The sequence below is a fragment of the Curtobacterium sp. RIT-PI-V genome (genome assembly GCF_025642935.1).
Lineage (GTDB): Bacteria > Actinomycetota > Actinomycetes > Actinomycetales > Microbacteriaceae > Curtobacterium.
Genome location: NZ_JANZKM010000015.1, coordinates 23590 through 46804, shown reverse-complemented (window position 1 = coordinate 46804; position 23215 = coordinate 23590). Strand labels below are relative to the sequence as shown.

At 72.3% G+C, this 23215-nt stretch carries 23 protein-coding genes; 8 read left to right on the top strand and 15 right to left on the bottom strand.

Annotation, left to right across the window (positions count from 1 at the left end):
• Positions 1 to 40 precede the first annotated feature (40 nt).
• Entirely contained in the window at positions 41 to 1336 is a 1296-nt protein-coding gene (locus OGL88_RS10780; RefSeq protein WP_263091357.1) for a bifunctional glycosyltransferase family 2/GtrA family protein, read from the bottom strand.
• Positions 1337 to 1458: 122 nt separating this feature from the next.
• On the opposite strand from OGL88_RS10780, the gene OGL88_RS10775 reads away from it, so the two are divergent.
• Positions 1459 to 2289: a helix-turn-helix transcriptional regulator gene (locus tag OGL88_RS10775; protein WP_216834979.1), complete on the top strand. Its 831-nt coding sequence runs from the start codon at positions 1459 to 1461 to the stop codon at positions 2287 to 2289.
• 67 nt (positions 2290 to 2356) lie between these two features.
• Here OGL88_RS10775 and OGL88_RS10770 read toward each other — a convergent pair whose 3' ends face one another.
• The 6 genes from OGL88_RS10770 to OGL88_RS10745 all read right to left on the bottom strand — a co-directional run bounded on the left by OGL88_RS10770 (position 2357) and on the right by OGL88_RS10745 (position 9404).
• Positions 2357 to 2845 (bottom strand): hypothetical protein, encoded by a 489-nt coding sequence (locus OGL88_RS10770; RefSeq protein WP_111084734.1) that lies wholly within the window; start codon positions 2843 to 2845, stop codon positions 2357 to 2359.
• Positions 2846 to 3066: 221 nt separating this feature from the next.
• Positions 3067 to 4632: a sensor histidine kinase gene (locus OGL88_RS18035; RefSeq protein ID WP_263091356.1), complete on the bottom strand. Its 1566-nt coding sequence runs from the start codon at positions 4630 to 4632 to the stop codon at positions 3067 to 3069.
• On the bottom strand, positions 4629 to 5351 hold the full coding sequence (locus OGL88_RS10760; RefSeq protein ID WP_308202619.1) for a response regulator transcription factor: 723 nt from the start codon (positions 5349 to 5351) through the stop codon (positions 4629 to 4631). The genes OGL88_RS18035 and OGL88_RS10760 overlap by 4 nt, the downstream gene beginning before the upstream one ends.
• 35 nt (positions 5352 to 5386) lie before the next feature.
• Positions 5387 to 7507 carry an ArnT family glycosyltransferase gene (locus tag OGL88_RS10755; protein WP_263091355.1) on the bottom strand — a complete coding sequence of 707 codons (2121 nt, stop codon included), beginning with the start codon at positions 7505 to 7507 and terminating at the stop codon, positions 5387 to 5389.
• Positions 7508 to 7697: 190 nt separating this feature from the next.
• Positions 7698 to 8510: a fructosamine kinase family protein gene (locus OGL88_RS10750; protein ID WP_263091354.1), complete on the bottom strand. Its 813-nt coding sequence runs from the start codon at positions 8508 to 8510 to the stop codon at positions 7698 to 7700.
• Between the two features lie 45 nt (positions 8511 to 8555).
• On the bottom strand, positions 8556 to 9404 hold the full coding sequence (locus OGL88_RS10745) for a LysR family transcriptional regulator (protein ID WP_131880419.1): 849 nt from the start codon (positions 9402 to 9404) through the stop codon (positions 8556 to 8558).
• A 71-nt stretch (positions 9405 to 9475) separates the two neighbouring features.
• Between OGL88_RS10745 and OGL88_RS10740 the strand changes: the two genes are divergently transcribed.
• Positions 9476 to 10399: a DMT family transporter gene (locus OGL88_RS10740; protein WP_205463042.1), complete on the top strand. Its 924-nt coding sequence runs from the start codon at positions 9476 to 9478 to the stop codon at positions 10397 to 10399.
• Positions 10396 to 11265, top strand: a complete 870-nt coding sequence (locus tag OGL88_RS10735) for a UbiA family prenyltransferase (RefSeq protein WP_263091353.1) — start codon at positions 10396 to 10398, stop codon at positions 11263 to 11265. The genes OGL88_RS10740 and OGL88_RS10735 overlap by 4 nt, the downstream gene beginning before the upstream one ends.
• Before the next feature lie 49 nt (positions 11266 to 11314).
• Here OGL88_RS10735 and OGL88_RS10730 read toward each other — a convergent pair whose 3' ends face one another.
• The 3 genes from OGL88_RS10730 to OGL88_RS10720 all read right to left on the bottom strand — a co-directional run bounded on the left by OGL88_RS10730 (position 11315) and on the right by OGL88_RS10720 (position 14400).
• A complete protein-coding gene (locus OGL88_RS10730) occupies positions 11315 to 12496 on the bottom strand; it encodes an FAD-dependent oxidoreductase (RefSeq protein ID WP_263091352.1) in 1182 nt (393 codons plus the stop codon).
• Positions 12497 to 12505: 9 nt separating this feature from the next.
• Positions 12506 to 13738, bottom strand: a complete 1233-nt coding sequence (locus OGL88_RS10725; RefSeq protein WP_263091351.1) for an acyltransferase family protein — start codon at positions 13736 to 13738, stop codon at positions 12506 to 12508.
• 89 nt (positions 13739 to 13827) lie between these two features.
• On the bottom strand, positions 13828 to 14400 hold the full coding sequence (locus OGL88_RS10720; RefSeq protein WP_205463039.1) for a TetR/AcrR family transcriptional regulator: 573 nt from the start codon (positions 14398 to 14400) through the stop codon (positions 13828 to 13830).
• A gap of 95 nt (positions 14401 to 14495) precedes the next feature.
• Here OGL88_RS10720 and OGL88_RS10715 point away from each other — a divergent pair, with 95 nt between their 5' ends.
• A complete protein-coding gene (locus tag OGL88_RS10715; protein WP_263091350.1) occupies positions 14496 to 15401 on the top strand; it encodes an SDR family oxidoreductase in 906 nt (301 codons plus the stop codon).
• 79 nt (positions 15402 to 15480) lie between these two features.
• Here the strand turns inward: OGL88_RS10715 and OGL88_RS10710 are convergent, their stop codons facing one another.
• The 3 genes from OGL88_RS10710 to OGL88_RS10700 all read right to left on the bottom strand — a co-directional run bounded on the left by OGL88_RS10710 (position 15481) and on the right by OGL88_RS10700 (position 17960).
• Complete coding sequence (locus OGL88_RS10710) at positions 15481 to 16815, bottom strand: NAD(P)/FAD-dependent oxidoreductase (RefSeq protein WP_263091349.1); 1335 nt, start codon at positions 16813 to 16815, stop codon at positions 15481 to 15483.
• 67 nt (positions 16816 to 16882) lie between these two features.
• The gene (locus OGL88_RS10705; RefSeq protein WP_263091348.1) at positions 16883 to 17431 is read right to left on the bottom strand and encodes a dihydrofolate reductase family protein; all 549 of its coding nucleotides are present in this window, start codon (positions 17429 to 17431) and stop codon (positions 16883 to 16885) included.
• A gap of 19 nt (positions 17432 to 17450) precedes the next feature.
• Positions 17451 to 17960, bottom strand: a complete 510-nt coding sequence (locus OGL88_RS10700; protein WP_263091347.1) for a hypothetical protein — start codon at positions 17958 to 17960, stop codon at positions 17451 to 17453.
• A gap of 83 nt (positions 17961 to 18043) precedes the next feature.
• Between OGL88_RS10700 and OGL88_RS10695 the strand changes: the two genes are divergently transcribed.
• Positions 18044 to 18817: an alpha/beta fold hydrolase gene (locus OGL88_RS10695; RefSeq protein WP_263091346.1), complete on the top strand. Its 774-nt coding sequence runs from the start codon at positions 18044 to 18046 to the stop codon at positions 18815 to 18817.
• Positions 18814 to 19563 (top strand): esterase/lipase family protein, encoded by a 750-nt coding sequence (locus OGL88_RS10690; protein WP_308202618.1) that lies wholly within the window; start codon positions 18814 to 18816, stop codon positions 19561 to 19563. The genes OGL88_RS10695 and OGL88_RS10690 overlap by 4 nt, the downstream gene beginning before the upstream one ends.
• Positions 19564 to 19700: 137 nt before the next feature.
• Here the strand turns inward: OGL88_RS10690 and OGL88_RS10685 are convergent, their stop codons facing one another.
• Positions 19701 to 20087: a VOC family protein gene (locus OGL88_RS10685; protein ID WP_263091345.1), complete on the bottom strand. Its 387-nt coding sequence runs from the start codon at positions 20085 to 20087 to the stop codon at positions 19701 to 19703.
• A gap of 40 nt (positions 20088 to 20127) precedes the next feature.
• Positions 20128 to 21135 carry a LacI family DNA-binding transcriptional regulator gene (locus OGL88_RS10680; protein ID WP_263091344.1) on the bottom strand — a complete coding sequence of 336 codons (1008 nt, stop codon included), beginning with the start codon at positions 21133 to 21135 and terminating at the stop codon, positions 20128 to 20130.
• Positions 21136 to 21299: 164 nt separating this feature from the next.
• On the opposite strand from OGL88_RS10680, the gene OGL88_RS10675 reads away from it, so the two are divergent.
• The gene (locus OGL88_RS10675) at positions 21300 to 22289 is read left to right on the top strand and encodes an ABC transporter permease (protein WP_258373213.1); all 990 of its coding nucleotides are present in this window, start codon (positions 21300 to 21302) and stop codon (positions 22287 to 22289) included.
• Complete coding sequence (locus OGL88_RS10670) at positions 22286 to 23212, top strand: carbohydrate ABC transporter permease (RefSeq protein WP_111084721.1); 927 nt, start codon at positions 22286 to 22288, stop codon at positions 23210 to 23212. The genes OGL88_RS10675 and OGL88_RS10670 overlap by 4 nt, the downstream gene beginning before the upstream one ends.
• Positions 23213 to 23215: the final 3 nt, after the last annotated feature.

Sequence of the window (23215 nt, the reverse complement as noted above, 5' to 3'; positions counted from 1 at the left end):
GCCGAACGGCCCCGCACCGGGTGGCCAGCCCGGCGCGGTGTCAGGCTGCGCGCTCGCCGGTCCGTTCGTCGACGGTGATCGGCTCCGTCACCGCCGTGCTGGCGTCGGCGGCGGGGGTCGTGCCGGGGCGGATGAGCTCCGGGCGACGGCGGCGGCTGCGGAACACCCACGCCTTGAACAGCACGAACCGGACGCAGGTCGCGACCAGGTTGGCGGCCGTCAACACCAGGATCTCGGCACCGTGCGACGCTCCCGGCACGCTGCTGTGCAGCACGACCAGGGACCCCGACGTGATCGCCCAGGCGATGCCGAACACCACCAGCCCCTGCACGTGGTGCCGCCCTGCCCCGGCCCGGCCACGGAGGCCGAAGGTGAAGCGCCGGTTCAGTGCGGTGTTGCCGATCGCCGTCAGCAACAGGGCGGTGAAGTCCGCCGTCTGCGCCCCGATCGCCGGACGGAACAGTGCGTACAGCACCGCGAACGCGACGGTCGACAGCACCCCGATGGCGCCGAAGCGCAGCACCTGCCCGAGGAACCCGACGTGCGGTGGCGTGAACGGGCGTCGGCCGATGGTCTCGTACACGGCACCCACCGGCACCCGCCCGCTGGCGATGCCCCGCGAGACGCGCCACATGCCCTTGAGGTCCTCGGTGGCGGTCGAGGCGATCTGCACCGACGAGTTCACGTCGTCGACCCAGTCCACCGGCACCTCGTGGATCCGCAGCCCCGCGTGCTCGGCGAGCACGAGCATCTCGGTGTCGAAGAACCACGCGTCGTCCTCGCACAGCGGCAGCAGCTGGTCGGCCGCCCGTTTCGTGACTGCCTTGAACCCGCACTGGGCGTCCGAGAACGACACCCCCATCGTCGTGCGGAGCAGCAGGTTGTACGAGCGGGAGATGAACTCGCGCTTGCTGCCCCGCACCACCCGCGACGAGTCCGCCAACCGCGTGCCGATCGCCAGGTCGGAGTGCCCGGAGAGCAGCGGCGCCACGAGCGGCTCGAGTGCCGCGAGGTCCGTCGACAGGTCCTCGTCGACGTACACGAGCACCGTCGCCGGAGATGCACCCCACACGGCCTTGAGTGCCCGCCCACGACCCTTCTCGGGCAGGTGGACCGCGTGCACGCCGGGCAGCATGGCGGCCAGGTCGTCGGCGATCCGCGCGGTGTCGTCGGTCGAGGCGTTGTCGGCGATCGTGATCCGCCAGGTGTGGTGCAACGACGTCCGGCAGAACGTGTGCAGGCGTCGCACGTGGGCCGCGAGCGTGTCCTGCTCGTTGTAGCAGGGGACGACGATGTCGATGTCGAGGGTCTGGTTCGTCTCCGTCATGCCGCTCATGCTCGGCAGCGGGCACATGCAGACCGAGGCAGTGCGCTGTGCTCCCGGTAAGAACGGCGTTCGGCGACCGTTCACGTCATCGTCGAACACGACGGGTGTCGCGCGGATACGGTCGACGGACGATGACGACCGAGCGCGACGACGCACACCGATCGGCGGTGCTGCTCCCGGGGGAGCGGCTCGGCCTGGCGCTCGACGAGCGGTGTCCGGAGTTCGAGGAGCTCCTGCTCACGCCTCCGCTGCACGGCATCCGACCGGACGGCCACGACTGGCTGCGACGCCGGTACGCCGAGATCGTCCCGCTCGTGCTCCCCGCCGCGCTGCGGGCCGTCGAGCGCGGTGAACCCGTCGACCGCGAGTGCCTCGCCCAGCTGCGCGCGGTGGCGGCCGCGAGCGCCGAGGACCCCCGCGTCGACGTGTCGGTCGTGCTCCGCGGGGCCCTGCCGGCGATCCGGGTCTTCGCCCTCGTCATGCACACCGCCACCCGCGACCACGCCGTCACGCTCGACCACGCCGGCCGGACGATGCTCGCGATGAGCCGCGCCTCGCTCGTCGCCCACGAACTCGGCTCGTGCTGGGCCGAGGCCTGGGCCCAGCAGCGACGGCGATCGGCGGTCGAGTCCGCGGCGGCGGTCACCACCGGGGAGATCGACCTCGTCGCCCGTGCGCCCGGCCTCGACGAGACCGAGGAGCAGATGCTCGCGCTCGCCGCGCAGGGGCTCTCCAACGACGAGATCGCGAAGGAGACGGCCTACAGCCGCCAGGCCGTCGCGTGGCACCTCGGACGGCTGATGAAGTCGTGGAAGGCGCCGAACCGGACGGCGCTGGTGTCGGTCGCCTTCGTGAAGGGGTGGATCCGTGCACGGCGCGAGGTCCGCGGTGCAGCACGGACCTGGCCCCCGGCGATCGAGCCGGCCGCCGAGCGTCCCGCCACGCATGACGACGCCCCCTGAGACCGTGGTCCCCGGGGGCGTCGGTGCAGCGCCGACGGATCAGCGCCGACGGATCAGCGCCGGCAGATCAGCCGCCGTTCACGTGGATGACGTTGTCGATGCGTTCGATGTTGCCGAACGCACCCCAGTTCAGCCAGCCACCGTCACCGTTGTTCGTGATCGAGCCGGGGCCCTTGAACCAGTAGATGACGTAGTTGCCGCCCTTGATGTCGATCGACTGCGCGTCCGCGACGTCGCCGGACACCGTGATGTCCTGGTTCTTGTTGACCACCGCGACGGTGAGGCGATCGGGGTTGCCGGCGTTCCAGTAGCCGACGTCGAGCGCGGCCTGCACGGCGCCGCCGCGATCGCTCTGGTCGTTCACGGCGTCCTTGATCGCGTTGACGATCGCGACCGGGTCGAGGTTCACGTTGACGTTGCCGCCGACGGAAGCCGAGGTGCTCGGTGCGGGCTCGGCGGCCTGTGCCGGTGCCGCGACGAACGCCCCGGCGATGACGGCGCCACCGAGTGCGGTGCCGGCGAGGAGCTTGACGGACTTGCGCTTGAACGAGTTCATGATCGTGTTCCCATCTCTGCGGTGGTGACCCGTGTGGGTCGTCCAGCTCGGACAGGACCCAGCCTGCGTCGTCGGGTGCCGGGTTGCACGCGTTCGGCCCGGACGTTGGACGATCGTCTGACGATCCGTCCAGCGCCGCGAAGGTGTGCCACCCTCCGGCCCGGGCCGCATCGAGTGAGCAGAGGACGTCGAGTCCGGTCGCGGGACTCGACGTCTTCTGCTCACGAAGCGGGCGGCCCCGGCAGGTCCACCGTGAACGCCGTCCGACCGGGGCCGGAGGCCACCCGCACGCTCCCGCCGTGCGCCGACACCACCGCCTGGACGATCGCCAGCCCGAGGCCGCTCGTCCCCTGACCCTGCGCACGGGTCCGAGACGCCTCGCCCCGGGTGAACCGGTCGAACAGCGTCGGCACGGCCTCCGCCGGGATCACCGGCCCGTCGTTGGCCACGACGAGGCGAGCGGCAGCACCAGCACCGGACGGCCCCACCCGCTGCAACGACACCACCACCGCGGTCCCGGTCGGGGTGTGCGTCCGCGCGTTCGCGAGCAGGTTCGTCACGACGCGGCGCAGCTGCTCCGCGTCGCCCGTCACGGTCAGCGGGTGGTCGTCGACGATCTGCAGGGTCCACCGGTGCCCGGGCGCGGTGGCTCGGGCGTCCATCGTCGCCTCGACCACGATCGAGGTCAGGTCGACGGGTTCGCGCACGAGCGGGGACACCGGCGCCCCGGACGCCAGGGCCGTCGCGTCGAGCCGCGCGAGCAGCAGGAGCTCCTCGACGAGGTCGCCCATCCGCACGGCCTCCCGGCCGATCCGGTCGACGTTCCGGTGGATCGCGTCGAGGTCCGACGAGCGCGCGGTCAGCTCGGCGTAGGCCCGGACCGTCGCGATCGGCGTCCGCAGTTCGTGCGAGGCGTCGGCGACGAAGGTCCGCATGCCGGCCTCGGCGTCGCGGCGCACCGTCAGGGCTCGGGCGACGTGCCCGAGCAGCCGGTTCAGCGCAGTGCCGACCTGCCCGACCTCGCGGTTCGCGGTGAGGTCGGCGTCGGCGACCCGCACCGGGATGTCGGTGTCGCCGCGTTCGAGGTCGAGGTCGGTCACCCCGGAGGCGACCGCTGCGACGCGTTCGAGCGGTCGGAGGGACCGCCGCACGAGCAGTGCGAGGGCCCACGCCGCGACGACGAGGCCCAGCACCGTGACGATCCCGATGACGAGCAACAGGCGGGTGATGGCGGCGTTCAGGTCGCCGAGGGGGATTGCGGTGACGAACACGTCGCCGTCGTCCCCGACCGCCTGCACCCGGTAGGTGCCGAGCGAGCCGAGGTCGATCGTCGCCGGGCCGGCGCCGCTGTCGACCGCGGTGAGCGTCTTCCGTTGCGCCGACGACAGCCCGTGCTGGTCGCCGTCGCTGTCGGTGTACCCGCCGAGCACCACGGAGCCGTCGCGGACGATCGCGACGACGGTGCCGGCGGACTGCCCGGGCGCTCCGATGAAGGCGTTGTCCGGATCCGGGCGGTCCGACGACGATCCCGACGACGACCCGGGCGGTGGGCCGGTGGGCGCGTCCGCACCGTCCCGGCCACCGACGGTCCGGTTCGCCGCCGTCGACAGCTCCGCGTCGAGGCGGTCGACCAGGTACCCTCGGAACGCGACGACGGTCACCGCTCCGACGACGACGTTCGTCGCGACGAGCAGGAGCGCGACGGCGGCCACGACCCGCCACCGCAACGACGGCACCCGTCCGGCGCGGGTCGGACGGGCCCGGGTCGCCTTCGTCGATCGGCTCACGTCGTCGGCCGGAGGACGTAGCCAGCCCCGCGCACGGTCTGCAGCATCGGCTCGCGTCCGGCGTCGAGCTTCTTCCGCAGGTACGACACGTACATGTCGACCAGGTTCGACGACGACCCGAAGTCCATGCCCCAGACGCCCGCGAGCAGCTGTTCCCGCGAGAGCACCCGGTTGGCGTTCCGCGCCAGGTGCCGCAGCAGCTCGTACTCGGTCGGGGTGAGCTCGATCGGATGGCCGGCACGGCTGACGGCGCGGGCGTCCTCGTCGAGGCGGAGGTCACCGACCACCACCTCGGCGCTCCCGCCCACCGCTGCGACCCGAGCGGAGGTCCGCGCGAGGATCCGCGCCCGGACGAGCAGCTCGTCGATGCCGAAGGGCTTCGTCAGGTAGTCGTCCCCGCCGCCGGTGAGTCCGGCGAGCCGGTCCTCCGGGGCGTCGCGCGCGGTGAGGAACAGCACACGGACGGTGTCGCGGGAGTCGCGGAGCCGCTCGAGCACCTCGAAGCCGTCGATGTCCGGCAGCATCACGTCGAGGACGATGACGTCGGGTTGGAACTCCCGCGCGGCGAACAGGACGTCACGGCCACGGTGAACCGCCCGCACGGCCCAGCCGTCCCCCTCGAACGCGAGGGCGACGGCGTCGGCCAGGGCGTGCTCGTCGTCGACGACGAGGGCGCGGACGGGGGTGCCGTCGGTGCGCTGCAGCGGTTGGCCGGTCACGTCCGCGAGCCTATCCACCGCGCCCTCGTCGTCGATCACTTCGTGGTGCTCAGGTCGTAGACGGTCTGCCCGCCGACCGTGGTCGACTCGTAGTTCGCCGCGACCCACTCCTGGATCGCCGAGGCCGTGGACGAACCGCCGCCCATACCGCCGCCACCGGAGCCGGAGGAGACGTAGTACCCGATGTCCCCGTCGGCGACGTACGCCTTGAACTGGGCGAGCGTGGGTGCCGGGTCGCTCGACCAGCCACCGATCGCCATCACGGCGGTGTCGGTGTCGAGTTCGAGCTGCGCGGCCGACTGCGATCCGTTGACGGCGGCCGCCCACTTCGCGTCGGACGCCTCGAGGAGCTCCTGCAGTGCCGACGAGGTCGTCGACCCCTCGCCGCCCATGCCGCCCCCGGTACCGCTGGGAGCGCCGTCGGTCGAGCCCTCGGTGGTGCCGCCGGCGGAGTCGCCCGGCGCCTCGCCGGTCATGCCCTCCGGCGGGGTGCCGCCGGGACCCTGCTGGGAGCCGTCGTCGGTGGTGGAGCCGTCACTGTCGGAACCGGCGGCCGATCCGCCGGGTCCCCCCGTGCCTCCCGGCATGCCACCCGTGCCACCGCCGCCCGTCCCTCCGGAGCTGCTGCCCGCCGGACCGACACTCGGGATCGAACCGGAGTGCGCGACGGTCGTCGTGGCGAGGGCGTAGGCCGTGGTGCCGGTGAGCCCGAACAGGGTGCCCGCGAGGACGCCGACCGTGACCAGCTTGCGGAGTGACGGGACGCTGCCCATCACGACGAGCGCTGCGGACAGCAGGCCGCCGGCCAGCATCACCCAGCGGAGCCAGGGCAGCCACGTCGGGTTCTCGTTGAGCAGGCACCAGCCCCAGAAGGCCGTGATGCCGATCATCGCGGCGAGGCCGATCCGGCCGACGAAGCGCGCTCGTGCGTGCCAGAGCAGCGCGCCGCCGGTGCCGACGAGTCCGGCGATCGCCGGTGCCAGTGCCACCGTGTAGTACGGGTGGATCGTGCCGGACATGTACGAGAACACGAGTCCGGTGACCAGGAGCCAGCCGCCCCACAGGACGAGACCGGCGCGGGCCGGATCGGCGAGGTGTCGACGACCGACGACGACCAAGCCGACGACCAGCGCGATGAGCGCGGCGGGCAGGAGCCACGAGATCTCGAGTCCCATCTCGGACGAGAACAGCCGGTTCAGGCCGGTCGAGCCACCGAAGGAGCCACCCGCGGTGCCGCCGGTCATGCCGCCGCCTCCGCCACCGTTGCCCGAGCCGCCGAAGATCCGACCGAGGCCGTTGTAACCGAACACCAGGTCGAGGACGGTGTTGTTCGTCGAGCCGCCGATGTACGGGCGGGAATCGGCCGGCCACAACCACACGGCGACGACCCACCAACCGGCGGCGACCACGAGGGAGCCCGCGGCGATGAGCAGCCCGATGACGCGCTTGCCCCAGGTGGTGCGGGCGGCGAACAGGTAGACGAGGCCGAAGGCCGGCAGGACGAGCAGGCCCTGCAGCATCTTCGTCAGGAACGCGAAACCGAGGGCGACCCCGGCCAGGGCGATCCACTTCCAGCTGCCCCGCGGCAGCGCCCGCACGGTGCAGTACGCGCCTGCGGTCATCAGGAACACGAGCAGGGCGTCCGGGTTGTCGAACCGGAACATCAGCGCCGCCGCCGGGGTGGCCGCGACGACGAAGCCCGCGAGCAGCGCGCCGACGTTCGCGGTGGTGGTGCCGACGCGGGCGAGGGTGCGGCGGACCGTGCCCCACACCAGCGCGACCGTGCCCACGGCCATGAGCGCCTGGGGGAGCAGGAGGCTGAAGCTCGAGAAACCGAACAGCCGGGCCGACAACACCATCACCCAGAGCGACGCCGGGGGCTTGTCCACCGTGATGAAGTTCGACGAGTCGAGGGAGCCGAAGAAGAACGCCTCCCACGACTTCGTGCCGGCCTGCACGGCGGCGGCGTAGAAGCTGTTGGCGTACCCCGAGACACTGAGGTCCCAGAGGTACACCACGGCGGTCACGGCGAGGAGTGCCCAGAACGCCGGCCGGAGCCAGCGGGCGTCCTCGCGCTCACCGAGGAACAGACGGGCGAGCGGCTTGCGACGCCGATCCTGCGCGTCGGTCAGCACGGGGCCCCTTCGATCGGTCACGGGTATCGGGTACGTGGTCATGTCGATGAGCATCCGGGGCGTTCCCCGAACGCGGCACTGCGCCGCCTGTGCACGGCCTAAGACCGCGTGGTTCCCCGACTGGTGCGAGGTTGCCCACTCGGTGTGAGGTCGTAGCGCCGCACGGAGTGGGCAATCTCGCACCGAGCGAGAGAACCCGCACCGTGCGAGGTCAGGCGTACCGCTGCGCCGCGTGCAGGGCCGCCCCCGTGTACGACCCGCCGAACAGGAACACGTGCAGCAGCAGCGGCGCGAGCTGGTGGAGCCCGACGCGCTCCTGCCAGCCGTCGGCGAGCCGCGACTCGCGGTCGTAGGCGGCGAGCACCGTCTCGAGGCGCGGCAGCCCGAACAGCCCGAGCAGCGCCAGGTCGGTCTCGGCGTGCCCGCCGTGCGCGATCGGGTCGATGAGCACCGCGCCGGTCGGCTCGGACGTGTCCGTCGGCCAGAGCACGTTGCCGGCCCACAGGTCGCCGTGCAGTCGCGCGGGCCGGTCCCCGACGAGTGCGGGCTGCGGCGACCCGAGCGTGCCGTCCTGCACCCGGTCGGCGACCCGGTCGAACACGGCTGCCTGGGCGTGGTCGAACCCGCCGGCGTCGACGATGCGCCGGACGAAGTCGCGGATCCGGTACTCGGCGAAGAACGCACCCCAGGTGGTCGGTGCGTGCGCGGCGTCGACGAACGGCGTGCGGGAGCGTCCCATCCGGAGCGCAGAGCCCCTCGTCCAGCCGGCGGGCGGTGCGCCCCAGTGGTCGGCGCCGGCGGCATGGGTGTGCGCGAGGGAGCGTCCGAAGCGCTCGGCCTGCGCAGCGGTGGGGGAGCCGTCGGAGATCAGCTCGAGGTCGAGCACGGTCGGGCTCGGCCGGTCCAGCACCCGCGCGATCCTGGTGCCGCCCACGTCCTCGGCCTCGGCGAGCCAGACGAGTCCGGCGGCTTCGGCTGCCGCTTCGCCCGGGGTGGTGAAGGTCTTCACGTGCGTCTCGGCCATCGGTCCATCCTGCCGAGGGGCCGTCGACGTCCGTTCAGCGGGCCGTCAGACCGCGTCGACCAATGCCCTCGCCAGCGGGTGCCACTCGCGCGACGACGGCCCGCTCAGCACCAGGGTCCGCTCGAGTCGCCGGGCCATCGGCACCATCACGAGGTCCGGCGGCAGCATCACCCGGCCGAGCGTCGGCACGATCGAGACGCCCTCGCCCCGTTCGATCATCCCGAACATGGTGCTCATCTCCCGCACGCGGTGGGCGTACCGGAAGGGGCGTCCGTCGAGCTCGTGCAGCTTCTGGATCTGGTACTCGCACCCGCCGCCGCCCGCGACCAGGCCGTCCTCGTGCAGGTCGTCGAGCGTGAGCGCGGGCAGTTCGGCGAGCGGGTGGTCGCGCCGCACGACCGCGGCCATCTCGTCCCGGGCGACGACGACGCCCCCGGCCGGTACCGGCGCGGGGTCGACGAGCACGGCGGCGTCGACCGTGCCGCTCTCGAGCCACTCGGGCATCTCATCGTCGTCGCCCTCGTAGACCTGCACGTCGACGTCGGGCAACGTCACCGCCCACAGCTCGCGGAGCCGCGGCAGCAGGCCCTGGCAGACGGTGGGGACGGCCGCGAGTCGCACGGTGCCGCGCGCTGTTGCGGGCCGGACCACTGCCTCCAGGGCGTCGACCGAAGCGAGCACGCTGCGGGCGTGGGCGAGCAGGCGGTCGCCCAGGGGTGTCGGGACGGCGACCGCGCCGCGCCGGACCACCGGCCCGCCGACCTCGCGCTCGAGCCCGGCGACGGCGTGCGAGACGGCCGACTGGCCGACGCCGAGCACGGAGGCGGCGGACGTGAACGACCCGGCGTCGAGCGTCGCGACGAACGCACGGAGCTGGGGAACCGAGACGGTCATGCATGCTCCTCATGTCGGTATGAATCCCATGCGTTTGCCGCATGGGTGCAGGTGGTTCGACACTAGGCCACGTGAACGCCCTCCTCTACGGTCTCGTCGCCCTCACCTGGGGTTCGAGCTTCCTCTTCGCCAAGATCGGCCTCGACGGACTCGCGCCCCAGCAGGTCGCCACCGTCCGGACCGTCCTGGGCGGCGTGACGCTCGTCGTGCTGTTGCTCGCGACCCGTCGGCGCTGGCCGCGGGAGCCCCGCGTCTGGGCGCACCTGGCGGTCGTCGCGTTCTTCCTGAACGCCCTGCCGTCGTCGCTGATGGCATGGGCCGAGCAGACCGTGCCGTCCGGGCTCGCGAGCATCTACAACGCGACGACCCCGATCATGACGCTGGCGGCGCTCGCCGTGCTCGTGCCCTCCGAGCGGCTGCGGGGCCGGCAGGTGGCCGGGATCGTGGTCGGCATCGTGGGCGTGCTGGTGCTCGTCGGTCCGTGGGACCTGCTCGGCGACCCGGCCGTCCTGGCGAGCGTCCCGGGGCAGGTGGCGTTGCTCGGCATGACCGCGTCCTACGGCGTCGGGCTCGCCTACCTGCGGCGCGTGGCGGTGGGCAGCGCGTACGACCCGGTCACGATCGCGACGGTGCAGCTCACGCTGGCGTCCGGTATGCTCCTGTTGGTCGCGCCCGCCATCGCCACCGGCCCGGTACAGCTGGACGGGAGGATCGTGGCCGCGATGGTCGCGCTCGGTTGCGTCGGCACGGGGCTGGCCTACGCGTGGAACACGCGCCTGGTCCAGGCATGGGGCGCCGGTCGGGCGTCGACGGTCACCTACCTGACGCCGGTCGTCGGCGTGGCGCTCGGCGTGCTCGTGCTCGGTGAGCGCGTGCGGTGGAACGAGCCGGTGGGCGGAATGGTCGTGCTGCTCGGCATCGCGCTGGCCTCGGGCGTGCTCGGCCGGCGGAGTCTGCGTCGCCCGGCACGCCCCGCCCGTACGCTGGCCGGGTGACCTCCGGCCGGGACCCCCACGTGGTGCGACTGCTGTTCGCCTCGTCCCACCCCGGCCCGACGGTCACGGTCACGGTGCTCGCCGCCGTCATCGCCGCGGCCGTCGGACATCCGGTGTGGCTCGTGGTCCTGGTCGCGCTGACGGTGGTCGCCGGGCAACTGTCGATCGGCCTGGCGAACGACTGGATCGACGCCGACCGCGACCGCGCCGTCGGCCGGAGCGACAAGCCCGTCGCCCGCGGACTCATCGCGGTCGAGACGGTCCGCACGGCGGCGTTCGTGACGGCCGGTGCCGCCGCGGCCCTCTCGCTGTTCCTCGGGCCCGTCGCCGCCGTGGCGCACCTCGTGCTCGTCGCCGCCGGGTGGGCCTACGACGCCGGGCTGAAGCGCACCGTGTGGTCGGTCGTGCCGTTCGTCGTCGCGTTCGGGCTGCTGCCCGTGGTCGCGGTGTCCGCCGGCCCCGAGGGCCTGTGGCCGGCGTGGTGGGCGATCGCCACCGGCGCGGTGTTCGGTGTCGCGATCCACTGCACGAACGTCCTGCCCGACCTGGTCGACGACGCCGCCACGGGGGTCCGCGGGTTCCCGCACCGCCTCGGGCTCCGGGGAGCCGGGATCGTCGCGTTCGGGTCGCTCGTGGTCGCGGCCGGCCTGGTGCTCGGCGGACAGGTGCTCGGCGACGATCCGGTCGTCGGTGTCGGGGTCGTGCTCGCCGTGGTCGGGGCGGTCGTCGTGCTGGCGCTCGCCGTGGTGGGGGTCCGGCTGGTGCTGGCGGGGCGGGCGTCGCGGACTCTGTTCCGGCTCGTCATCGCGTCGTCCCTGGTGCTCGTCGTCGAGCTCGGCTTCGCCGGGGCGCGACTCGTCGCCTGACGCGCTCCCGCGTGGCTCGGACCGCGCCGCTCGTCGCCGACGCGAGCCGTCAGGCCCAGCGCATGGCGTAGAGCCGGGCCAGGCCGTGCGCGGTCGGCAGCGACAGGACGGTCCGGAGCAGCGCCTCCCGTCCGATGGTGGAGACGGCACCCAGCGGACGACCGAGCCCCATGTTCGCCTCGGCCTGACGGGCTGCACGTCGGGCGGCTGCCTGGCGGCGCGCGGCGTAGCCGGGCCACGGTCCGGCCACGCCGGTCCGGACCGCCCCGGCGAGCAACGGTGCGAGCTCGGCCGCGTCGAGCCAGCCGAGGTTCATGCCCTGTCCGCCGATCGGGCTGATCTCGTGGGCGGCGTCGCCGACGAGCACGACCCGGCCGACCCCGACGCGGTCGGCCGCGCGGCGCCGTACCCGGAAACCGCTGAGCATCGTGCAGGACGACGGGTCCGGGACGACGCCGGTGCGTGCGGTGACGATCGCGGCCAGTCGTGCCGCCGTCTCCGGGTCGGGTGTCGCGCCGCTCGGGGCGAACGCGAGCGAGTCCGGCACGAGGGCGACGTACCGGCGTCGACCGTGCGGCAGGGGGAAGGACTCGACGACGCCTCCGGGGCCGACGTCCACCAGGGCGGCGGTCCGGGCGTCGGCGCCCTCGGGGTCGGCGAAGTCGCCCATCACGTAGCGGTCGGGGTAGTCGCATCCGGTGGTGCCGATGCCGAGCAGGTCACGGACGACGCTCCTCGCGCCGTCGGCCCCGACGACGAACGCCGCCCGGACGGTGACCGGTTGGCCGTCCGGGCCGGTGCCGACCGCGTCGACGTGGTCACGGTGCCGGGACAGGGCGGTCACCGTCGTCCCGGTGCGCAGCGCTGCAACGTCGGTAGCGGCCAGCCGGTCCCGCAGCAGGGACTCGGTGCGGTGCTGGTCGAGCGTCGCGACGTACGGGTGGGTGTCCGAGGCGCGGTCGAAGGTCAGCGTGCCGAGCGTCCGCCCCCGGCTCCGCGCGAAGCCCGTGCGAACGAGGGTCGCCTCGGCGAGCACCGCGACGTCGAGCCCGATCACGGCGAAGGCGTCGAGGGACGGCGGGTGGATGCCGATGGCGCGCGACCCCTCGGGTGGACCGGGACGACGCTCCCACACCTGCACGGCGATGCCCCGTGCAGCCAACAGCGCGGCGAGGAAGAGGCCGACGGGACCACCGCCGACGACGAGGACGTCGGTGCGCTCCGTGGTCACGGGCCGAGCCTACGGTCGGGCGGCCGAGCCGCGTCCAGCTGCACTGCTCGAGCGCAGCCGGTGCCGGAGCCGCTCGACCGGGACCTCGACCGCGTAGGCGGCACCGATCGACACGAGCAGCACGACGCCGATCAGCCCGACCGTGCCCCACGCTCCGATCGCGAACGTGCCGAGCAGCGCGATGACGAGCGGGTGCCACAGGTAGGCCGAGTACGACACCCGTCGTCCGAACCACGCCACCGGGGTCCAGCTCAGCGCGGTGGCGACGGGCGAGCGCACCGACACCAGCCCACCGATGAGCACCGCCGAGATCAACCCCGTGACCGGCAGGACGACACCGAACGTCCAGGCGTGCTGCGTCCAGTCGTCGTCGATCCAGAGCAGCACACCCACCAGGAGACCGAGTCCGAGCCAGGTCGCGACGTGTCCGGCGATCCCGGCTGCCCGGACGCGCACCCGTTCGTCGTCGAGCAGCAGCGCCAGCGCGCACCCGATCGCGAGCGGCACGACGCCGAGCACCGGCGAGAAGTACACGTCGGGGGTGGCACCGCCGCTCGGGGTCCGGTAGCTCGCCCACGACGCCGCCGACGCTCCGACCACCAGGACCCCGAGGCCCGTCACCAGCCAGCGCCGTCGGGTCCGCAGCGCCGCGAGCAGCACGAGCACGGGTGGCCAGACCAGGTAGAACTGCTCCTCCATGGACAGGCTCCACGTGTGCGCGAACACGCCCTGCGTGGTGTCCCAGAACGCGCGGAAGAGGTTGCCGGTGTAGGTCAGGGCGATGATCCCGGCCTCGCCGGCCGAGAACGACGCGCCCTTGTAGTCGCCGACCCAGTTCCACAGCAGCAGACCGACCGCGACGAACACGAGCAGCGCGGGGTAGAGCCGGAGCAGGCGCTTGCGCCAGAACGAACCCAGCCGGACACGACCGGTGCGGCGGCGCTCACCGAGCAGCAGCGTGGTGATCAGGAAGCCGGACAGCACGAAGAACACCGTCACCCCGATGAACCCGCCCTCGAACTGCGGGACGTGCAGGTGGTACAGGACGACGGCGAGGATCGCGATCGTCCGGAGTCCGTCGAGGGCGGGTGTACGGCGGGTCAGCGGGGGTGGTGGCGTCCGGCCCGTCGGGTCGCCCTCGATCCGGCCCCGCGCGGTCGTCCCGTTGCCGGGCGCGGTCGTCGCGTGGCCGGGCGCGGTCGTCGTGCGGATCCGCTCGGGCGAGAGCACGTCGGTCGTCACGGGCACCTCCTGCGCGATCGGGAGGTCACGGCAGCGGGACGCGCCGTGACCGGATCGTCACATGATGCGCGCGGGAGGTAAGAGCCGACTCAACGCCCGGGGTGCACCAGCGTCGCCAGGGCATCGAGTCGTTCGTGCACGATCGCAGCGAACGGGCGCTCCTCACCGGCGGCGATCCACTGTGCGAAGGACAGGTGGAACACCGTCACGGCGGTCTCGGCGGCCATCGTCGCCGCTGGTTCGGGGACGCCGCGCTCGCGCATGACCTCGCCCAGGCGTGCCTTCAGGGTGGCGAGTTTGCCGAGCTCCCGTTCGCCGAGCGCTGCGTTGGCGTCGATGATCTCCTGCCGGGCCCGTGACCACGACCGGCGGTCCTCGGGGAAGAACGCGCCGGCGGCGTCGAGGGCGCGGCCGACCAGGTCGAACGGTGCCGCGTCGTCCGGGGCGGCCGTGATCGGGTCGACGAACATCGCGAGGAAGTCGTCCTGCCCGGCGAACAGGACCTCGCGCTTGTCGGCGAAGTGCCGGAAGAACGTGCGCTCGGTGACCTCGGCCTCGGCAGCGATCTGCGCGACCGTGGTGCCGTCGTACCCCTCGGACGCGAAGAGCTGCAGCGCGACCGCCTGCAGTCGTTCACGCGTTCCGGGTTGCCATCGAGCCATGCGCAGAGTCTACTGATGACAGCGGCTGACATCGAGTGCTACGGTGATGTCAGTTCATGACATCACCGCCGTGGACGCCTGCGAAAGGACCACTCATGCACGTGTTCGTCACCGGGGCCTCCGGCTGGATCGGCTCCCACACCGTCGACGATCTGCTCGCCGCCGGACACACCGTCACCGGGCTCGCCCGCTCCGACGCCTCGGCCGCAGCGCTCGAGGCGAAGGGCGTCAGCGTCGTCCGGGGCGACCTCGACGACCTGGACGCCATCCGCCGCGGGGCCGCCGGGGCCGAGGGCGTCCTGCACCTCGCCAACAAGCACGACTGGGCGAACGCCGCCGCCACGAACGCCAGCGAGCGGGCCGCCGTCGAGACCATCGGTGCAGCGCTCGTCGGCACCGACCGTCCGTTCGTCCTCGCGTCGGGCGTCGCCGGGCTCGCCCAGGGCCGCCCCTCGACCGAAGCGGACGCCAACCCGTTCGTCGGCCCGGACAGCATGCGCGGCGGCAGCGAGAACCGTGGCTTCGACTTCGTCGACCAGGGCGTGCGCACGATCGCGGCCCGGTTCGCGCCCACCACCCACGGCACCGGTGACCACGGCTTCGTCGCCGCGATCGTCGGCGCAGCCCGGCAGCGTGGCGTCTCCGGCTACGTCGGCGACGGGACCAACAGCTGGTCCGCCGTGCACGTCACCGACGCCGCCCGGCTGGTCCGCCTCGGTCTGGAGCAGGCCCCCGCCGGCACGCGGTTGCACGCCGTCGCCGAGACCGCGATCACGACCCGGGCGATCGCCGAGGCCATCGGCGAGGTCCTCGGGCTGCCGGTGACCTCGATCGACCCGGCGGACGCGGACGCGCACTTCGGGTTCATCGGCCGGTTCTTCGGCATGGAGATGTCCGCCACCTCCGAGGCCACCCGCGAGCTCCTCGGGTGGCAGCCGACCGGCCCCGGCCTGCTCGAGGACATCGCCGCCGGCGCCTACTCCGGCGTGCGGGTCGCGTAGGCGGCTGGTTCCCGCCCGACTCCGAACGACATGGTCGATGTCGCACGACGTCGACCATGTCGTTCCGGGTCGGCGCCGGCTACTCGGACTTCTGCATCTGCCACGGCTCCGGCTCGCGGTCGCCGTTCGGGCGCACGGGCCGGACGTCGCCGACGATCGGGATGGCACGCTTCCGCATGAACCACAGGTAGCGGACGAAGAAGTGCGACAGCGTCGACAGCCGGTTGCCGTTGCCGAGCAGCGACGCGATGTGCACCGCCACCCACGCCAGCCACGCGACCGGCCCGACGAGCGTGATGCCACCCCGCAGCTGCGCGACCGCGGCGTTCGTGCCGATGGTCGCCATCGTGCCCTTGTCGAAGTACTTGAAGTGCTCGGTGGGCTTGCCCTCGAGCAGACGCTTGATCTGCTTCGCGACGTGTCGTCCACCCTGCAGCGCCGGCTGGGCCAGCTGGGCGAGGGCCTCGGACTGCGCCGCGATGTCGCCGGCCGAGAAGATCCGCTCGGCGCCGTTGACGCGCAGGTCGTCGCCGACCTGGATGCGTCCGCCGCTGGTCTGCGGCAGGCCCCAGCCGGAGACCTCCTTGTGGGCGGCGACGCCGGTGGCCCAGATGACCTGCGAGGCGGGGATGAACTCGCCGTCGGCCGTCATCACGCCGTCGGTCTTGACCTCGGAGACGCCGGTGTTCAGCCGGAGGACGACGCCGCGCTTCCGCAGCACCTTGGCCGCGTACCGGCGCAGGCGGGGTGCGAACGGCTTGAGGAGCTCGCCGCTGCGGTGCACGAGGGTGATCGTGATGGCACCCTTGTCGAGTTCGGGGTACGCCCCCTCGAGTGCCTGGTCGCGGAGCTCCGCGAGCGCACCGGCCATCTCGACGCCGGTCGCGCCGCCGCCGACGATGACGATCTTGATCTCGTCGGGACCCTGGTTCGCGGCAGCTTCTTCCAGCCGGGTGAACAGCTCGTCGCGGATCCGCAGGGCCTGCGAGCGGGAGTACATCGAGTACGCGTACTCGTAGGCACCCGGGGTGCCGAAGTAGCTCGTGTTCACGCCGTTCGCGAGGACGAGGTAGTCGTAGTGCAGGTGCTCGCCGTCGGACATCTCGGCCACGCGTTCGTCGGTCCGGATGCCGGTGAGCAGGCCGTGCCGGAACTCGGCGTTGTCCTGCTTGGCGCGCAGGCTACGGAGGAAGTACGTCACGTCGCCGGCGTTCAGCCCGCCCGTCGCCACCTGGTACATGAGGGGCTGGAACATGTTGTAGACGTGGCGGTCGACGAGCGTCACCCGGACGGGAGCGTCCGCCAGCTCGCGCATGGCAGCGACACCGGCGAATCCACCGCCGACGATGACGACGTGCGGGCGGGTGTCCTGGGGCATGCTGATCCGGCTTTCTTCGGTTCGTGAGGTGGTCACCCACGAGGGTACGCGCGCTGTGGACCGCTCCCGTCCACTGCCGACCGGGAGGCCCGGGTCGGCTCCGTCAGGCGTCGAGCCGTGCGTAGGTGCTCACGACGTTCCCCTTGCTCGTCACGGTGCTGTCGACCAGCCGTAGACGCGTGGCCGGGTCGGTCGGCTCGAAGAGCTTCCGGCCGGAGCCGGCGATCGCCGGGTGCACCATCAGTTGCAGCTCGTCCAGGAGCCCCGCGAACAGCAGGTGCCGGACGACGCTCACGCTGCCGCACACCGCGATGTCGGCCCCGTCGCGCTCCTTGAGCTCGCGGACGAAGGTGTCGAGGTCGCCCGGGATCCTGGTGGTGTTCTGCCACGTCAGGTCGTCGCGGAGCGTCGTGGAGGCCACGTACTTCTCGATCGGGTTGATCCACTGTCCGAACGGGTCGTCGGGGTGCGCCGGCCACCACTCGGACCACTCGAGGTAGCTGTTCCTTCCGAGCAGGACGGTGTCGGTGCGGGCCATGAACGCGCCCATCCCGGCCCCGAGCTCGTCGTCGAAGCTGTCGTACTGGAACTCGTACGGGTCCTGCACGACGCCGTCGACCGACGTGAACAGCCCTGCGGTGACCTTGCGCATGGCCGGAGCGTACTGCGGATCAGCTGCCGGTGCCGCTGTCGCTGCTGCCGTCCGTGCCGCTGCCGGATCCGTACCCGGGGAGCTGCCCGGTGCCGTTGCCCGGGAACTGGTTCGTGCCGCCGTTGGTCCCGCCGTTCGTGCCGGGCACCTGGGTGGTCGACTGGGACTGGTTCCCACCGATCGCGTGCCCGATGGCGAAGCCGATGCCACCGCCGACGAGCAGTGCTGCGAGTCCGACGATCGCAGCCAGGACGGGCCAGAACCACGGCGGCTTCGGTGCGCTCTTCCGGTTCGTCGGGGCCGAGGCGCCGTACCACGGGGTGGTGCCGTTCGGGTCGCCGGCGTTCCACGATCCGGCGTCGGAGCGGTAGGGCTGCTGGGCGTACTGGTTCGGTGCGGGTGCCGGCGCGTCGAGGGTGGCGGTCGAGGTCGGCGTCGGGGCCGACCCCCAGCCGGCCGGTGCCGCTGCCGAGGGCGTGCGGGCGGCGTCGCCCGGCTCGTGGCCGTTCAGGGGAGTGGTGTCGCTCATGGGAGGCAGTGCACACCGCGTGCCTATGCGTGGCCGATGACGACGCTGATCCAGTGCTGCGAACCGCCGCGTAGCCTCGGTTCGTGCGCGCCAAGGTGGAGACGATCCGGATCGACGGCCTGCCGGTGCGCCTGCACACCGCGGCGTCCGCCGGACGTGTGCGCAGCGACGTCGCCCCCACCGTGGTGCTCGTCCACGGCATCGGGATGTCCCACCGCTCGTTCGCCCGGTCACAGTGTGCGCTCGCCACGACCCACCGCACCGTCAGCGTCGACCTGCCCGGCTTCGGTGGGCTGCCCGGCGCCGGCCGGACCCTGTCGATGGCCGAGCTCGGCGACCTGGTCGTGAGCGCCGTCCGGGCGCGGGGAGCCGACGACCTCGTGCTCGTCGGACAGTCGATGGGTGCGCAGGTCGTGACGGAGGCAGCCCGGCAGCACCCCGGGGTCGTCGGCTCCGTCGTCCTGGTCAGCCCGGTGATCCCGGTGGAGCGGCGGTCCCTGCCGCTGGTGGCATCCGACCTGTTCCGCGACGGAGCGGGTGAGGGGTTCCGGATGAACGGCGTGCTCGTCACCGACTACGTGCGGAGCGTCCGGCAGTACGTCCGTGAGCTGCGCCCGATGCTCCGCTACCGGCTGGAGGAGACGATCGCCGAGGTGCGCCGACCCGTCCTCGTCGTGCGGGGCACCGACGACCCGATCGTGCGCCGTGACTGGGCCGTCGGCGTGGCAGCCCGTGCACCGCGAGGATCGTTCGTCGAACTGCCGGGGCCGCACCACGTGCAGGAGCGGCAACCCGTCGCGTTCGCCCGACTCGTCGGCGAGTTCCGACGCTCGCACGCTGCGCAGGACATCCGATGACCGAGCCGACCGCTTCGGCGACGGGACCGGCGCGCACGGGCCGGCCCGTGCCTCCCGGCATCCCGCTGCTGCGACGCGCGAGGTGGGCCGCACTCGACTGGTGGTACGCGATCTCGTGGCAGGTGCGGAGCCTCGGGCCCACCACCGCTGACGACTACCGGAGCGGCGACGGCCAGCCCGTCGTCGTGATCCCCGGCGTCTACGAGACCTGGCACTTCATGCGGCCGCTCATGGACGCCCTGCACGACCGCGGGCACCCGGTGCACGTGCTGCCGGTGCTGCGGCACAACCTGCGGCCGGTGCCGGACTCGGCGCGCGACGTGTTCGCGTACCTCGAGGAGCACGACCTGCGGAACGTGCTCGTGCTCGCGCACAGCAAGGGCGGACTCATCGGGAAGTACGCGATGACCCAGCTCGACGACCACGGCCGCATCGACCGCATCGACCGCATCGACCGCATGGTCGCCGTGTCCACGCCCTTCGCCGGGTCGGGCTACGCGCGGCTCGCTCCGGTGCGGCACCTGCGGGTGTTCCGGGCGGCCGACCCCGTGCTCGCCGGACTGGCGCGGGAGCTCGACGCGAACGCCCGCATCACCTCGGTCTACGGGGTCTTCGACACGCTCATCCCCGAGGGCAGTGAACTGTCCGGAGCGACGAACGTGCGGCTGCCGGTGGGCGGGCACTTCCGGATCCTCGGTGACGTCCGCACGCGCGACGCGGTGCTGGCGGCCGCCGACCCAGCCTGAAGCGCGCCCGTCCCCGCGCCCGTCCCGTCCCCGAGGTTCCGAGATCTCGGCATGTCGGCGCTCGACTCGCCGCAGTTCGGAACCTCGGCGATGATCACCCGGCGAGTCGTGGAACCTCGGGGCGCGGCCAGACTGCCTCAGGCCCCGGGCAGGAACAGGCAGAACGGGTGCCCGTCGGGGTCGAGCAGCACCCGGACGTCGTCCTGCGGTTGGAACGCGGCCGGTGTGGCACCGAGCTCTTCGGCGCGGGCGACGGCTGCCGGCAGGTCCTCCACCTGGAAGTCGAGGTGCAGCTGCATGCCGGGGGCATCGGCGGTACCGGGCCAGGTCGGCGCGACGTACTCGGGCTCGTACTGCACGGACAGGCCGGGGCCCTCGGCGGGGCGGATGCGGGCCCAGGTCGGGTCGTCCTCGTACACGGTCCACCCGGTCAGGGCGCCGTAGAACCGGGCGAGGGCGATCGGCTCCGGGGACTGCAGGACGGTCGCGGCGAGCGTCGGCATCGAGGCGTCTTCGCTGGTCATGCCGCGGAGCGTACGCCGATCAGCGATCAGCGATCAGCGATCAGCGATCAGCGACGCTCGCGCGCTCGACGATGCGGTGCGGCACGACCACGGTCTCGGGCGGCAGACTCCGGTCCTCGATCCGTCGGGTCAGCAGGTCGAGTGCTGCCGTCGCGAACGCCCGCCGGTCGAACGACACCGTGCTGAGCGCGGGGATCGCGTACGCCGCACCGTCGATGTCGTCGAACCCGATGACGCTGACGTCCTCGGGGACGCGGACGCCTCGGGCGGCCAGGACGTGCAGCACGCCGAGGGCGATCGAGTCCGTGAAGGCGAACACGGCGTCGGGCAGGGGGCGCTCGTCGAGCCAGGCCGCGAACGCCGTCGCCGCCGCGCTCGTCGTCCAGGACGGCAGCGGCACCCGCAGCGCCGGGTCCGGTTCGATCCCGGCGGCGGCGAGCGCGGCGAGGTACCCGCGCTCCCGCAGCTCGCTGGTGGCGGTGGGCTCGGACGCCCGGGCGGCACCCACGACCGCGATCCGGCGGTGGCCCCGGGACACCAGGTAGGCGGTGACCTGCTCGGCGGCGGCCCGGCTGTCGACGTGCACCTGGTCGACGTGCTCGGGTTCGACCTCGCCGATCACGACGGTCGGCGGCAGCCCCTCGGTCGAGGCCAGGACGCTCGCGCTGAGCGACACCGGGTTGAGCACGAGGCCGTCGACGAGGTGGGCGCGGGCTCGTGAGACGAGCTCGCGCTCGCGGGCCGGGTCGTTGCCGGTCTGGTCGAGCTGGACGACCCATCCGCGCTCGCGGGCGAGTTCGACGAACCACTGCGCGAGTTCGGCCGAGTAGGCGCTGCCCATCTCGGGCAGGGTCAGGGCGATCGCACCGGAGCGGCCGTTCCGCAGCCCGCGGGCGGACAGGTTCGGCACGTAGTCGAGTTCGGCGACGGCCCGCTCGACGCGCTCGCGGGTCTCCGGGCGCACCACCACGCCGCCGTTGATGACGTTGGAGACGGTCTTCGGCGACACCCCGGCGAGGGTGGCCACGTCCCGCACGGTTGCGCGCATCGGGACGAGCGTAGCGCGGTCGGTCTCCGGTGGAGTCGTCCTGTGGGGCTGCGGGTGTGCGCTCACTGGAGCGTTACAACGATGGAAACGTTTGGCAACGAATTGCCACCGCGTCCCCCGGCGCGCCAGGGTCACTGCAGGAATCCAACGGAGGAGGCCACCGAGTGACGAAGCTCGACGTCCGCGCGACGACCACTGCGCACACTGCACCGCCGCCGCATCCCGGACTCCGACGGCGCACGACGTGGCAACGGATCCGCCGCGACCGGGTGCTGCTGCTGATGGGCCTGCCGGGAGTCGCCCTGCTGCTCGGGTTCCACTACCTTCCGCTGCTCGGCAACCTCATCGCGTTCCAGGAGTACCTGCCCTTCGTCCCGCTCGGCCGGAGCCCGTGGGTCGGAGTCGAGAACTTCGCAGTGATCTTCGACGGGGACCCGGAGTTCCTCGGCGCGCTCCGGAACACCCTCGTGATCACCCTCGTGCAGGTCGTGTTCGTGTTCCCCGCGCCGATCATCCTGGCGCTCATGCTCAACTCGCTGCTGTCCGAGCGGATCAAGGGCGTCGTGCAGTCGATCCTGTACCTGCCGCACTTCCTGTCGTGGGTGATCGTCGTCGCCGTGTTCCAGCAGATCCTCGGCGGCTCCGGGCTCGTGAACAACGCGATCCGCGCCGCGGGCGGTGACGCGATCGACTTCCTCGGCAACCCCGACGGGTTCATCGCCCTGCTCACCAGCCAGGTGATCTGGAAGGACACCGGCTGGGCGACGATCCTGTTCCTCGCCGTGCTCAGCTCGATCGACGCCAGCCTGTACGAGGCGGCGAAGATGGACGGCGCCTCGCGCTGGCGGCAGCTGTGGCACGTCACGCTGCCGGGCATGCGCGGCATCATCATCCTGCTGCTCATCCTGCGCCTCGGCGACTCGCTCACCGTCGGGTTCGAGCAGATCCTCCTGCAGCAGGCCGCGGTCGGTCGAGCGGCCAGTGAGGTCCTCGACACCTACGTCTACAACAACGGCGTGCTCGGCGGGCAGTGGGGTGTCGCCGCGGCCGTCGGGCTCGTCAAGGGCGTCGTCGGCGTGCTGCTCGTCCTCGGCGCCAACAAGCTCGCGCACGTCTTCGGCGAAGCGGGCGTCTACCAGAAGGAGTCGCGATGAGCGCCACCCGGAGCGTGACCGTGCCCGCGGGGACCACCCGGAAGCACCGCCCGCTGGACGCCCCGCCGCTGCCCGGTCGGCTGCTGACCGGGTTCGTCCTGCTCGTGATCTGCTTGGTCGTCCTGCTGCCGTTCCTCGGCATCGTCTCGACGAGCGTCGCGCCGTCCAGCCAGGTCAACGGTGCCGGGGGCTTCGTGATGTGGCCCACCGGGCTCGACTTCAGTGCCTACGAGAGCATCTTCGCCGGCGGCGTCGTCACCCGGGCACTGCTCGTCAGCGTCGGCATCACCACGGTCGGCACCCTGATCAGCTTGTTCGTCACCGCGATGCTCGCGTACGCGCTGAGCCGGCCGGGATCCTACGGACACGGTGTGGTCCTGAGCCTCGTGCTCGTCAGCCTGTTGTTCGCGCCGGGGCTCATCCCGAACTACCTCGTGGTGAAGCAGTTCGGCCTGCTCGACTCCTACTGGGCGCTCATCCTGCCGACGGCGCTGAGCGCGTTCAACGTGATCGTGATGCGCTCGTTCTTCATGGCGATCCCGCGCGAGCTCATCGAGAGCGCCCGCATCGACGGCGCCGGTGACTTCGGCGTCTTCCTGCGGATCGTGCTCCCGCTGTCGAAGGCGGTGCTCGCCGTCATCGGGCTGTTCTACGCGGTCGGTTACTGGAACGCCTTCTTCAACGCCCTGCTGTACATCAACGACACGGCGAAGTGGCCCCTCCAGCTGGTGCTCCGCACCTACGTGATCAACAACGCGCAGCTCGGCGGCGCCGACCTCGGCACGAGCTCCGACGCGCTGCCCCCGCAGGCGTCGATCCAGATGGCGATCCTCGTCGTCTCGATCGTCCCCATCCTCATCCTCTACCCGTTCCTGCAGCGGCACTTCGCCAAGGGTGTCCTGACCGGCGCCGTGAAGGGCTGACGC